Source organism: Pseudomonas sp. Irchel 3A5 (assembly GCF_900187575.1).
Classification (GTDB): Bacteria; Pseudomonadota; Gammaproteobacteria; order Pseudomonadales; family Pseudomonadaceae; genus Aquipseudomonas; species Aquipseudomonas folii.
Genome location: NZ_FYDU01000001.1, coordinates 154,745 through 167,436, shown reverse-complemented (window position 1 = coordinate 167,436; position 12,692 = coordinate 154,745). Strand labels below are relative to the sequence as shown.

Below are 12,692 nucleotides of genomic sequence, written 5' to 3'. Positions count from 1 at the left end.
TGGGAGGTCACGCTGTCCCGGTAGGAGCGAATTTGTTCGCGAGGAGGTATGCCTGACACACCGCATCGCCTGCCTCGCGAACAAGTTCGCTCCTACCGGGATTTCGGTCGTTACTTAGAACACCGAAGCGTAATCACCCAACTCAACCTGAACAGACTTGATCCGCGTGTACTGCGCCAACGAGCTGATACCGTTTTCGCGGCCTACGCCGGATTGCTTGTAGCCACCGACCGGCATCTTCGCGTCGGATTCGCCCCAGGCGTTGATCCAGCAAATGCCGGCTTCCAGCTGGTGAATCACGCGGTGGGCGCGGTTCAGGTCTTTGGTGACGATGCCTGCCGCCAGACCAAACTCGGTGTCGTTGGCGCGGCGGATGACTTCTTCTTCGGTGTCGTAACCAAGGATGCTCATCACCGGGCCAAAGATTTCTTCCTGGACGATTTTCATGTCGTCTGTGCAATCAGTGAAAACCGTAGGAGCCACATAAGCGCCCTTGGCCAACTCACCTTCAGTCAGTCGCTCGCCACCGGCCAGCAGGCGTGCGCCTTGCTCTTTGCCGGACGCGATGTAGCCCAGCACGTTTTCCATGTGGGCGAAGCTGACCAGCGGGCCGAAATTGGTATTTTCGTCCTCCGGGTTGCCGACACGGATGCGCTTCACGCGCTCCAGGATTTTTGCTTCAAACGCAGCCTTCAACGCTTTGGGTACGAAGACCCGAGTGCCGTTGGTGCAGACCTGACCGGAGCTGTAGAAGTTGGCCATCATCGCGATGTCGGCGGCGCGATCCAGGTCGGCGTCGTCGAAGATGATCAGCGGCGACTTGCCGCCCAGTTCCATGGTCACTTCTTTCAGGGACGAACCCGAAGCGCTGGCCATGACTTTCTTGCCGGTTTGCACGCCGCCGGTGAACGATATCTTCTCGATGCGCGGGTGCTCGGTCAGCCAGCTGCCGACTTCAGCACCGGTGCCCGGCAGTACGTTGAACACGCCATCCGGCACACCTGCTTCGGTGTAGATTTCAGCCAGCTTCAGAGTGGTCAGCGAGGTGACTTCGCTCGGCTTGAAGATCATCGCGTTACCGGCAGCCAGGGCCGGAGCGGACTTCCACAAAGCGATCTGAATCGGGTAATTCCACGCGCCGATACCGGCGACTACACCGAGCGGCTCGCGACGGGTGTACACGAACGAGGAAGTGCGCAACGGAATCTGCTCGCCTTCGATGGCGGGCACCAGGCCTGCGTAATATTCCAGTACGTCAGCACCGGTGACGATGTCGACGTATTTGGTTTCGGAGAAGGCTTTGCCGGTGTCCAGGGTTTCCAGCGCGGCCAGCTCATCGTTGCGTTCACGCAGGATGTCCACGGCACGGCGCAGGATGCGCGAGCGCTCCATAGCGGTCATTTCGGCCCAGATTTTATGACCTTTTTCGGCACTGACTACGGCGCGTTCAACGTCTTCTTTGGAGGCACGCTGGACTTGAGCCAACAGCTCACCGTTGGCAGGGTTGATAGCGTCGAAGGTCGCATTGCTGGTGGCGTCTACATAGCCGCCGTGGATGTAAAGTTTTTGCTGTTCGAAACGGGCCATAAAGTCCTCGCAAATTCAGAGTGGCTGGCGATGACTGACGTCAGGTTGCCGTGTCGGATTGGGCAACGCCGTCTTGCAGCCGTTCGGTGCTCGTCTCATCAAATGTGAAACGTTTCAGCTCACCGCTTTCGCCAGTTGGAAATCCATATATTCGTAGGCAATCTGCAGCGCCTGATCGGTATCGAACGCATCGCCCGATAGCGCGCCGCGCAGCCATAAACCGTCGATCAATGCCGCGAGACCGCGGGCCGCGCTACGCGCTTGCTCCGGTGCCAGTACGCGGCGGAACTGACAGCACAGGTTCGAATACAGACGGTGATCGTTGATCCGCTGCAGCCTGTGCAATGACGGGTGGTGCATGCTGGTAGCCCAGAAGGCCAGCCAGGTTTTCATTGCCGGGCCGTTGACCTGGCTGGCGTCGAAGTTGCCCTCGATGATCACTTGCAGATGCGCCCTTGGGCTGTCATCGGTGAGAGCCTGACGACGTTCACGTACGTTCAGGATCAAGGCATTCATCAGGTGGCGCATGGTGGCTGCGATCAGGCCGTTCTTGTCCTGAAAGTAGTGGCTGATGATGCCGTTCGAGACGCCTGCCAGACGAGCAATCAGCGCAATGCTGGCGTCGCCCATACCGACTTGATCGACCGCTGTAAGCGTGGCCTGGATCAACTGCTGACGGCGGATGGGTTGCATACCGACCTTGGGCATTCGCTAAATCTCCTGATTCGCCTGACTGATCGCTCTGCCCAAAAAGGCTCAGCCAGTCTAAAGATTTTTTATTGAACGTTCAATCAATAAAAAATGATGGGCGTGCGGAAAGCCTTGTAGATGCACATGTGTGGAGGTCTATCTCTGGAATGTGATTTCCCTTGTGGGAGCGGTGCTTGCCCGCGATAAGGCTGGACGCGGTTCACTTTAGGTCGCAGTGTTCTTATCGCGGGCAAGCACCGCTCCCACAGGGGGAAACGCATTTCACAGGGGAATGCGGTGTTGCTCCATCAACCCAGATTCTTGCCAAGCAGCGCGTGATACAACTCGCTATCCCCGAGAATCCCGACCACCTGGTTGCCATCCTGCAGCACCAGTTTGTTACCCGTCTGATAGCGAATCTGCAGGGCATCGCGCATGCCGATATTGGAATGCACCAGTGTCGGTTTGCGGTCGAGGGTGTCCATGGATTGGCCGGGCGTCCAGTTTTGCAGGTCGAGTTGACCGGCACCCTGACGTGCGCCTTTGATGGTGTTGCCTTCGGCCAGTTCTAACCACGAATCAACGCTTGGGTCCAGACACACCGAGCCGTTGACCCGGGTGCAGTTGTCCAGCGTACGCATCAGGCTGCGGCCACACAGAACGTTGAGCGGATTGGTGTGGGCGACGAAGGTACGCACATACTCATCGGCCGGGTTGAGCACGATCTGCTCCGGCACGCTGTACTGCACGATGCGGCCGTCTTTCATGATCGCGATCCGGCTGCCCAGCTTGAGCGCCTCGTCGAGATCGTGGCTGACAAACACAATGGTTTTATTCAGCTTGCTCTGCAGGGCCAGCAGTTCATCCTGCAAGCCTTGGCGAATCAGCGGGTCGAGGGCCGAGAAGGGTTCGTCCATCAACAGAATATCGGCATCCATGGCCAGCGCACGGGCCAGGCCAACGCGCTGCTGCATGCCGCCGGATAACTCGTCGGGCTTCTTGTTGCGCCACTGGGTCAGGCCAACCAGTTCAAGTTTTTCGTCCACCAGCTTGCGGCGTTCTTTCTCGGGGCGGCCCTGCATTTCCAGACCAAAGCTGATGTTCTCGCGCACCGTCAGCCAAGGCATCAGGGCAAACTTCTGGAACACCATGGCGATGCGTTTGGTACGCATCAGTTTCAGCTCTGCCGGGGTGCAGTTGGCGATGTTGATCTGCGAGCCTTCGTGCTCGACGTAGAGCGCGCCGCGGCTCACGGTGTTGAGGCCGTTGATGCAGCGCAACAGGCTGGATTTGCCCGAACCGGACAGGCCCATCAATACGCAGATTTCGCCTTTCTCAATGTCCAGGCTGGCTTTTTCGACGCCGACGATCTGGCCGGTTTTCTTCAGGATCTGATCACGGGTCAAGCCTTCATCCAGCAGCTTGAGTGCCTCGCGAGGATCATTGGCAAAGATAACGTCGACGTTATCGAATTTGATAATGCTCATGCGTCAGCCCTCACTTTGGTTTCGGGTTGTTTGCAGATACGGTCGAGCATGATTGCCAGCAATACGATCGCCAGGCCGGCTTCGAAGCCCTGGGAAATGTCAGCAGTATTCAATGCATTGACCACGGGTTTGCCCAGGCCATCGGCACCTACCAGTGCGGCAATCACCACCATCGACAACGACAGCATGATGCACTGGGTGATACCGGCGGCGATGCTCGGCATGGCGTAAGGCAGCTCGATACGCGTCAGCAGTTGGCGACGCGACGAGCCAAAGGCTTTACCGGCATCGAGCAATTCATGGGGTACATCACGGATACCCAGATACGTCAGGCGGATCGGCGCGGCAATAGCGAACACCACCGTTGAAATCAGACCGGGCACCACGCCCAGGCCGAACAGCGTCAGGGTAGGGATCAGGTAAACGAAGGTTGGTACGGTTTGCATCAAGTCCAGCACCGGTCGCATCACGGTGTAGAACATCGGTTTGTGCGCAGCAACAATGCCCAGCGGCACGCCGATGATGACGCAGACGAACGTGGCGAACAGTACTTGAGCCAGCGTCTCCAGGGTTTGATCCCAATAACCCAGATTAAGAATCAGCAGAAACGACGCGACGACGAACGCAGTCAGGCCCCATTTGCGCTGAATGAAGTGCGCGAGCAGGGCGATCAGGCCAATCAGCACGAAGGGGTTGAACCAAGTCAGCGCAAACGTCAGGCCGTGGATCATGGTTTCAAGCGATGACGCGATTGCATCGAAAGTGCTGGCGCCGTGTTGGGTCAGCCAGTCTACGAAGGCCGCGATGTACTCGCCTAAGGGGATTTTATGATCTGTCAGCATGGTATCGATTGTCCGCTTGCGGGAGAAAAGGGAGACAACAGGCGGGCTTGCCCGCCTGCGTGTCGGCTTACTTCGTCAGCTTGGCTTTTGCTGCCTCCAGGCCAGGTTTGCCGTCAATGGTGGTCACGCCAGCCAGCCAGGTGTCGAGCACTTGTGGATTGGCTTTGAGCCAGGCTTTGGCCGCAGCATCAGGCTTTTGCTTGTCGTCCAGCACCTTGCCCATCAGGGTGCTTTCCATGTCGAGGGTGAACGACAGGTTTTTCAGCAGTTGGCCCACGTTGCTGCATTCCTGGGCGTAGCCTTTACGGGTGTTGGTGAAGATGGTTGCCTGACCGAAGTTAGGACCGAAATACTCGTCGCCACCTGTCAGGTATTGCATCTTGAAACGCGTGTTCATCGGGTGTGGTTCCCAGCCCAGGAACACCACATCGGATTTGCGACGTTGAGCGCGATCAACCTGGGAGAGCATGCCTGCTTCGCTGGATTCAACGACTTTGAAACCGGCGTCTTTCAGGCCGAAAGCATTCTTGTCGATCATGCTCTGGATCAGACGGTTGCCGTCGTTACCGGGCTCGATGCCGTAGATTTTCCCGTCCAGTTCTTTCTTGAACTTGGCAATGTCGGCGAAATCTTTCAGGCCCTTGTCATACAGCGCTTGAGGAACGGCCAGAGTGTATTTGGCGTTTTCCAGGTTGGCGCGAATGGTCTCGACGGTGCCTGCATCACGATAAGGCTTGATGTCGTTTTCCATGGTCGGCATCCAGTTACCGAGGAACACGTCCATGTTCTTGCCATCGGCCAGGGACTTGTAGGTCACGGGCACGGAAATCATCGTGGTCTTGGTTTTGTAACCGAGGGATTCGAGAACGGCGCTGGTGACGGCGGTGGTGACAGTGATGTCAGTCCAGCCGACATCCGAAAAGTTGACTGTGCTGCACTGCTCGGGCTCTGCGGCCTGTGCCAGCATCGGTAAACCCAGCGCAACAGCCAGTAGCAACGATTTTGAACCTTTCATGAGCGGACTCCCTTTGGTGTTTTTTTCTCGCCATCAGCTTCGCAGGCTGACGCGATTTGGTGTTTTTCGGCTGATGTAAAAGGCGTTTGGCGAAGGCTCTTCCACTGCGCTGGCGAACGAGTCGACAACGATCATGTAACAGCAGAAATCAAACGCCTACAGGGGGCGTCGTAACCAGTACACAGGGCGTCGTATCCAGTGCTGGTAACGTCGCTTACAGGTTTTTTCAGTGCCGTAAGGCCTGTTTTCCTGACGGAAAACGGCTAAAACCGGCATAAGCCGTCGCGCCGAAAGCCGATGGAACGCGGGCGACGTTGGCGGGCATGAGTAAGTCGGTGTGGGATGCATCTGACTTTTTAAAAGCCCGATGATGTCAGCATCCCGGCGCACTGCCGTTTCAGCGTAGCAGCTGCAACAGCGTACGCTTGCGACCCTCGGGAACACCCATTGCGGTGGGTTTGGATACTCATTTGGGTGTTATGTTCCCCGGCCGGTGGATGTTGGCGATGTCGTGGGACCGGCTTTAGCCGGGAAAGCGGTGTTTCTGACGATCCATTTTGGTGATTGTGTCGGCGGCGGACCACTGCGCACTTATCGAACATCCCCCCAGTTTTCCGCCACTTTTTGGCGCGAAAGCCCATGGGTGTGGCGCAGTGCTATGTCCTTCGATGCTCGAATTTGGTCGCGCTGTGCATAGAGTGACACTCCGAATCGGCATCCTGATCAGCCCTTCACACAAGTGCTACCGAATTGCTCACCCGCCCTTTATGAGCGTGGTTCGTGACGCTTCGCACGTCGTTAATCGACAACTCGGGTCGTTGCTGAATAGACGCATCGCGACGTCGTTTTCAGGGGTTATTGAATGGCCATTCAAGTTTAGGCATGGCATTTGCGTTGTCATCACAAAGCCCTGCTTCGTACGGGGCTATAACAAGAGCCTCCGCCTGAGGCCTCCAACCGCTTAGTGAGGAGATACTGTGATGACATCGTTCAACTCCGGGGCTCAACCCCAGAATCGCGCACCACAATCCATTGGCTTTCTGCTGCTGGATAACTTCACTCTGATATCTCTCGCATCAGCGGTTGAACCTCTGCGTATGGCAAACCAGTTGTCAGGTCGCGAGTTATATCGCTGGACCACACTGACTGCCGACGGCGGGCAGGTCTGGGCCAGCGATGGTCTGCAAATCACCCCCGATGCGGCCATGCACAAGGCCCCGGCGATGGATACGGTGATTGTCTGCGGCGGCGTGGGCATCCAGCGTACGGTTACCCGTGAACATGTCAGCTGGTTGCAAAGCCAGGCGCGCCAATCCAAGCGCCTTGGCGCGGTATGCACTGGCAGCTGGGCACTCGCCTGCGCGGGCCTGCTCGATGGTTTCGATTGCAGCGTGCACTGGGAATGTCTGGCGTCGATGCAGGAAGCTTTCCCACGCGTTGCCATGAGCACCCGGCTGTTCACCCTGGACCGTAACCGCTTTACGAGCTCGGGCGGCACCGCGCCATTGGACATGATGCTGCACTTGATCAGCCGTGATCACGGTCGTGAGCTGTCGGCTGCGATTTCTGAAATGTTCGTCTACGAGCGCATTCGTAACGAACAGGATCACCAGCGCGTGCCGCTCAAGCACATGCTGGGCACCAATCAGCCGAAGCTGCAGGAAATCGTCGCGCTGATGGAAGCCAACCTTGAAGAGCCGATCGACCTGGACGAGCTTGCCGTTTACGTCGCGGTTTCCCGTCGACAACTGGAGCGCTTGTTCCAGAAATACCTGCACTGTTCGCCATCGCGTTACTACCTCAAGTTGCGCCTGATCCGTGCCCGGCAGTTGCTCAAGCAAACGCCGATGTCGATCATTGAAGTGGCCTCGGTGTGCGGCTTTGTTTCAACTCCGCACTTCTCCAAGTGCTACCGCGAATACTTCGGCATCCCGCCACGTGACGAACGCGTCGGGTCCAACACCGCCCAGCAAGTGTCGATGATGCCCATCCCGCAAGCCATGGTCCTGGCACCGCTGTCTGGCCCGTTGTCTGCGTTGAGCCAGGCCAGGAACGAGTCGACGTTTGCGAGTGTGCGGTTGTAAGGATAACAAGGCGGTGTGTCAGGGACATATCTCGCGAACAAGTTCGCTCCTACCGTTGCGGCGTGGTGTTCGAGGTTTGCGCGCTTGAGGTAGGAGGCAACTTGTTGGCGAGAGGGGTCCACGCGGTGGTTCAGTTCTGCCGCTCCGTGACCTTATACCCACTGCCGCCTCTACAACCAGATCGCGTCCCAAAGCGGATAATCACCTACCCGCTTCACCAAGCCTGCCCGCACGGGATTGGCGACGATGTAGCGTGCGTGTTTGCGCAGATTTTCCTCACGGCGAAGCGAGTGATCATAAAAACCGTGATGCCAGATCTGGCCTTCACTCCCGCTGACCTTATTGAGCTCAATAGCGCTTCGGGCTTTGACCTGTTTCAACAAAAGGCTCAAAGATGATTTCTTGAGTTGAAACAGCCAGTGGAAATGATCGGGCATCACAACCCAGGCTAAAGATTCAGCCAAGCCTTGCTGTTCGGTACGGCGAAGCTCCTGAACGACGAGTCTTCCCAGTCTCCAGTCGGCGAAGATCGGGCGGCGTCGATGAGTGGTGACGGTAACAATATAAACCCGGCCGATTTCGGAGTAGCGACCTTTGCGAAGTCGATGTGCATTTTCGGTAAGAGCCAATCCGTGGCGCTCCTTACAAATAGTAGAAGCGTGAATTTAGCGGTCGATTGGCAAAGTAGCTCGCCGGTTTACGTACCCGAATATTTCATTGCCGAGGCGCTGTGTCAGGGAAATAATCTCGCGAACAAGTTCGCTCCTACCGTTGTGGCGTGGTGTTCGAGGCTTGCGTTCGAGGTAGGAGGCAACTTGTTGGCGAGGCGGTGTGTCAGGAGAAATATCTCGCGAACAAGTTCGCTCCTACCGTTGCGGCGCGGTGTTCGAGGTTTGCGCGCTTGAGGTAGGAGGCAACTTGTTGGCGAGGCGGTGTGTCAGGAGAAATATCTCGCGAACAAGTTCGCTCCTACCGTTGCGGTGTGGTGTTCGAGGTTTGCGCTTGAGGTAGGAGGCAACTTGTTGGCGAGGCGGTGTGTCAGGAGAAATATCTCGCGAACAAGTTCGCTCCAACCGTTGCGGCGTGGTGTTCGAGGTTTGCGCGCTTGAGGTAGGAGGCAACTTGTTGGCGAGGCGGTGTGTCAGGAGAAATATCTCGCGAACAAGTTCGCTCCTACCATTGTGGCGTGGTGTTCGAGGTTTGCGCGCTTGAGGTAGGAGGCAACTTGTTGGCGAGAGGGGCCAACGCGGTGGTTCAGTTCGGGAGGGATATCACCGGTGTTGCTGCTTATACTGTGCGAGCCCTGGCAACAGCTGTTTATCAATCGCCTGCCTCACCGCCGGTAAAATCGTCGCGCTGCCCGTAAGCATTTGCTCCACCAGCCGACGCAAGGCAGTGGCGCGGTCCTCTGTCAGGCCGTAGACAGCCTGCGCGCATGCCTGTTCGGCTGTTGCCCCGGAAGGCGTTTCGAAGCCGATTGATCTTAGCTGGCTGATCAGATCTTCCTGGTCAATCAAGTCCGCGTGCATCATCCCGGGCGCTCCATTTCTTTTGAGGTATGGAGCGATTCTGGTAGCGGACAGGCCTCTCGACAAGAGACGTTGTCCGGCATGGCTACGAACAGGTCGTTTTTGGCTGGATATCAGCATTGGTCACGGCTGAACCGCTTGATCCGCCGCGTTGTAGCTGAAAGGTCTGCCGTTGAGTTGCGCAACGTCGACCCTTATGACGGGTACCCAAAGGCCTGTCTTATTCTTGAACTTGGTTTGGTAGGCCTTTGCTTCTGCCACTGACCCTTTTGCTGTATTCCACCAGAAGGCTTCAATAGGCAGTTTGTTTCCGATGTCCTGCGCCCAAGTGGCAATCATTACTTCATTCCATGCCGATTTATAAGGAAAGTTTATATTTGCACGGGCTTGAATGCTGACCTGAAACTGCGACGCATCCTGAGTGCTCAATGAACATTGATACCCCGCACCCGGCAGGGTAGCCGCGTGGGCACTCCACTGGGCCAATGTTCGAACATTGATGCTGGCGCAGGAACTCAAATCGGCAGCGATATTACTTCTGGGCCTCAGGCCACACCCTTTGTCCCGCAGGTTTCCCGAGGTTGAAGCGTTGTGAACATAGATGCATAGGTAGTCGACAATCTTATTGTCTGCAATCGCTTTTTCCTGAGGTGCAAATATAAATCCGCTTCTGTGTGCTGGCGTAACATTGGCATCCACCCTCATGTATGAAAAAGAGGTGCCTCCCAATGCGATAGCGCCAGCAGATGGATTCCAAGGGTCAAAGTTACCGTTGTCCGTTCCACGTATCACCACCCCGTTGCAGTAATACGCCGGCGTATTGCCTGAGCAACTTGCCCGGGTATCGGTATACCGGGCATTAAGTGTCGCCGCGATTGCCGCTCCATCGGAGGGCAGTGCATTGATCACCTCAATAGAAAGTGGATCTGAAATCTTGAGTGGGTCACCGCCAATACCCACGCTGTAGGTCAAAACAGCCGTGCCCCCTACGTCCTTTGCTACCTCTGCTTTTGGAATCTCAAATTTCAACGGGCGTGTGGCGCCAACAGTCTGCACCGGAGCGTCATATTGGGATTTGCCTTTCCAGCGAATGCCGACGTCGTGGCCGTCAGTGATGCTTGGATAGGTGACGGTGACGGACGCCGTCGCCCCCATCGTTGCCAGATCCAGCTTGCCGTTAGGTGCCGCTGGCATTACAGGTTTTGGAAAATCACCGCCCGGTGTTGGTGTGCCGATGACTCTAATGGGCCGAGGTTGTGATATCTCAAGTGGATTACCACCCACTCCCACACTGTAGGTCAACACGCCGGTGCCGCCAGCATCTTGTGCGATGGTGGTCTTTGGAATGTTGAATGCTAATGGGCGGGTCGCCCCGACCGTCTGCACGGGGGCGTTGTAAACAGTTTTACCTGTCCAGCGTAGCCCCACACTATGACCGTTATCTATCGCCGGGTAAGTCACCTTTACGCTTGCATTAGCCCCCAGGTTTTGCAATATCAGTTCCCCGTTCGGTGCTTCAGTCACTGTGGCCGGAGGTAGATCGAGTGCTCTTGGATGTGATTGCCCACTAGCCACCTGCGCCTGCTGCAAGGCACAGCTACTTATGAGCAGGCTCAGGCACAACAAAATTGCCTGAACGGCCTTGGTAATCATATGGCCTCTCTTCGAATAACACCGTCAGGTGATGGTGATTCGTGTTAACCGGCTCACAAGTATCCTCACGCCTTTATCTGCTTTTCGATCAAGGCTGAACCGCTTGATCAGCGGCGTTGTAACTAAACGGTTTGGCACCTGCTTGTGTAAAGTCGAGCCGGATGACGGGCACCCACAGTCCGGTTTTGGTTTTGAATTTGGTTTGATAGGTTTTGGCTTCTGCCAACGATGCCGCAACATTGGTTTTCCAGAAGAACGCTTCAAGTGGCAGTCTGGCGCCAGCGTCCTGTGCCCAGGTAGCAACCATTAATTCGTTCCAGGCCACCGGCAAGATGCCGGTGGTGCGTGCTTTAATGCTGACCTGAAACTGAGCCGGATCCTGAGTACTCAATGAGCATTGATAGGACGGGCTTGGTTTAGGGGTGTGATAAGCGATCCATTGGTCCAGTGTTAGTACATTCACTGCGGCACAAGAACTCAAGTCCGCGGCCGAGATACTTCGCACTCTAATACCGCAACCCTTATCTGTGCGGCCTCCACTCAGGGTTGACGCGTCGTTGGCATATATGCAGACATAGTCCATTGCTTTATTGGCCGCGATGGCATCCGCCTGAGCTGAAAAAATAAAACCACTATGGTGATAAAGCGTCGTGACGCCTGCGTCGGACCTCATGTATGAAAAAGATACGCCTCCTAATGTAATAGCGGTGGGGGCTGGATTCCACGGGTCATAATTGCCGTTTTGAGTGGAGCGAATGATGACGCCGCTGCAGTAAAAGGAGGGGGTATTGCCAGCGCAAATTACAGCTGTGTTGCGGTACCGGGTATTGATAGCTTCCGCGATGACCGCTCCATCAGGAGGAGGGGGAGTATCGATGACCTCGATCGGGAGCGGATCTGAAATTTTCAGTGGGTTACTACCCACGCCGACGCTATAGGTAAAGTTGCCTTTGCTACCCAGATCTTTGGCGATTTCTGCCTTGGGAATAACAAACACCAGTGGCCGGGTGGCGCCAACCGTCTGAACAGGCCGAATGTCATACGTGGCTTTACCCGTCCAGCGCATACCGACCGTATGGCCGTTGTCAATACTCGGGTAGGTCGCGTTAATGGTTATCGTCTCACCCGCAGTTGCCAGATTAAGCTTGCCGTCGGGGGCGGTGGGCACGCTTGGTTTTGGGTACACAGGGGCTGTGTCGATAACCTTGATTGAAAGCGGTTGCGAAAATTCAAGCGGGTTGTCGCCAACTCCCACACTGTAGGTGATTACACCTGTAGCACCGGCATCGAGGGCAAGGGTTGTTTTTGGAATGGTGAACGCTACCGGGCGAGCGGTCCCCACGGGCCTATGGGGTGCGTTATAGGTGGTTTTACCTGTCCAGCGAAGTCCTACGTCGTGGGTATCGGCAATTGCGGGATAAGTAAACGTAACGTTGGCATTCGCCCCCAGATTTTCTAACACCAATTCACCATTGGGGGCTTCAGTCATTGTGGCTTTGGGCAAATCCAGAGCAAGGGGATGGAGTTGCCCTTGGGACGTTGTGGTTTGGCCATTGTTACCAGGCGGCCCCTGCAGATGAGAGACGCAACCATGCATAAGCAGACTTATAAACAGTAAGGCGGTCACACGGGCGTTGATAATCATCTTGGGCTTCCATGCTGACAGCAGTGGGCACCTTATAAAGCTGGCGGACTTTACGGGGAGTAAGGGGGCGTTAGTTATTATTCCTGCCTGAACTTGAGATTAGGTTCTTGTTGAATAGTTGTCCAACGATGTCATTCATGTTTATAAATTGAATCGCGAT

At 55.9% G+C, this 12,692-nt stretch carries 10 protein-coding genes; 1 reads left to right on the top strand and 9 read right to left on the bottom strand.

Annotated features, from left to right (window positions below):
* Window positions 1–114: 114 nt before the first annotated feature.
* The 5 genes from betB to CKW31_RS00590 form a co-directional block, all read right to left on the bottom strand.
* The gene (gene betB, locus CKW31_RS00610) at window positions 115–1,587 is read right to left on the bottom strand and encodes a betaine-aldehyde dehydrogenase (RefSeq protein ID WP_095092422.1); all 1,473 of its coding nucleotides are present in this window, start codon (window positions 1,585–1,587) and stop codon (window positions 115–117) included.
* Window positions 1,588–1,701: 114 nt separating this feature from the next.
* Window positions 1,702–2,295, bottom strand: a complete 594-nt coding sequence (betI, locus tag CKW31_RS00605) for a transcriptional regulator BetI (RefSeq protein WP_095092421.1) — start codon at window positions 2,293–2,295, stop codon at window positions 1,702–1,704.
* Window positions 2,296–2,585: 290 nt separating this feature from the next.
* Window positions 2,586–3,764: a choline ABC transporter ATP-binding protein gene (gene choV, locus CKW31_RS00600; protein WP_095092420.1), complete on the bottom strand. Its 1,179-nt coding sequence runs from the start codon at window positions 3,762–3,764 to the stop codon at window positions 2,586–2,588.
* Window positions 3,761–4,606, bottom strand: coding sequence for a choline ABC transporter permease subunit (gene choW / locus CKW31_RS00595; RefSeq protein ID WP_095092419.1), 846 nt, complete (start codon window positions 4,604–4,606; stop codon window positions 3,761–3,763). Before choW ends, choV begins: the two co-directional genes overlap by 4 nt.
* 67 nt (window positions 4,607–4,673) lie before the next feature.
* Entirely contained in the window at window positions 4,674–5,621 is a 948-nt protein-coding gene (locus CKW31_RS00590) for a choline ABC transporter substrate-binding protein (RefSeq protein ID WP_095092418.1), read from the bottom strand.
* Between the two features lie 980 nt (window positions 5,622–6,601).
* Here CKW31_RS00590 and CKW31_RS00585 point away from each other — a divergent pair.
* Window positions 6,602–7,705: a GlxA family transcriptional regulator gene (locus tag CKW31_RS00585; protein WP_095092417.1), complete on the top strand. Its 1,104-nt coding sequence runs from the start codon at window positions 6,602–6,604 to the stop codon at window positions 7,703–7,705.
* Between the two features lie 170 nt (window positions 7,706–7,875).
* Here the strand turns inward: CKW31_RS00585 and CKW31_RS00580 are convergent, their stop codons facing one another.
* The 4 genes from CKW31_RS00580 to CKW31_RS00565 form a co-directional block, all read right to left on the bottom strand.
* Window positions 7,876–8,334: a transposase gene (locus CKW31_RS00580; RefSeq protein ID WP_095092416.1), complete on the bottom strand. Its 459-nt coding sequence runs from the start codon at window positions 8,332–8,334 to the stop codon at window positions 7,876–7,878.
* A gap of 642 nt (window positions 8,335–8,976) precedes the next feature.
* Window positions 8,977–9,237 carry a hypothetical protein gene (locus tag CKW31_RS00575; protein ID WP_095092415.1) on the bottom strand — a complete coding sequence of 87 codons (261 nt, stop codon included), beginning with the start codon at window positions 9,235–9,237 and terminating at the stop codon, window positions 8,977–8,979.
* 120 nt (window positions 9,238–9,357) lie between these two features.
* Entirely contained in the window at window positions 9,358–10,887 is a 1,530-nt protein-coding gene (locus tag CKW31_RS00570) for a hypothetical protein (protein WP_095092414.1), read from the bottom strand.
* 88 nt (window positions 10,888–10,975) lie between these two features.
* The gene (locus CKW31_RS00565; RefSeq protein ID WP_095092413.1) at window positions 10,976–12,532 is read right to left on the bottom strand and encodes a hypothetical protein; all 1,557 of its coding nucleotides are present in this window, start codon (window positions 12,530–12,532) and stop codon (window positions 10,976–10,978) included.
* Window positions 12,533–12,692 lie beyond the last annotated feature (160 nt).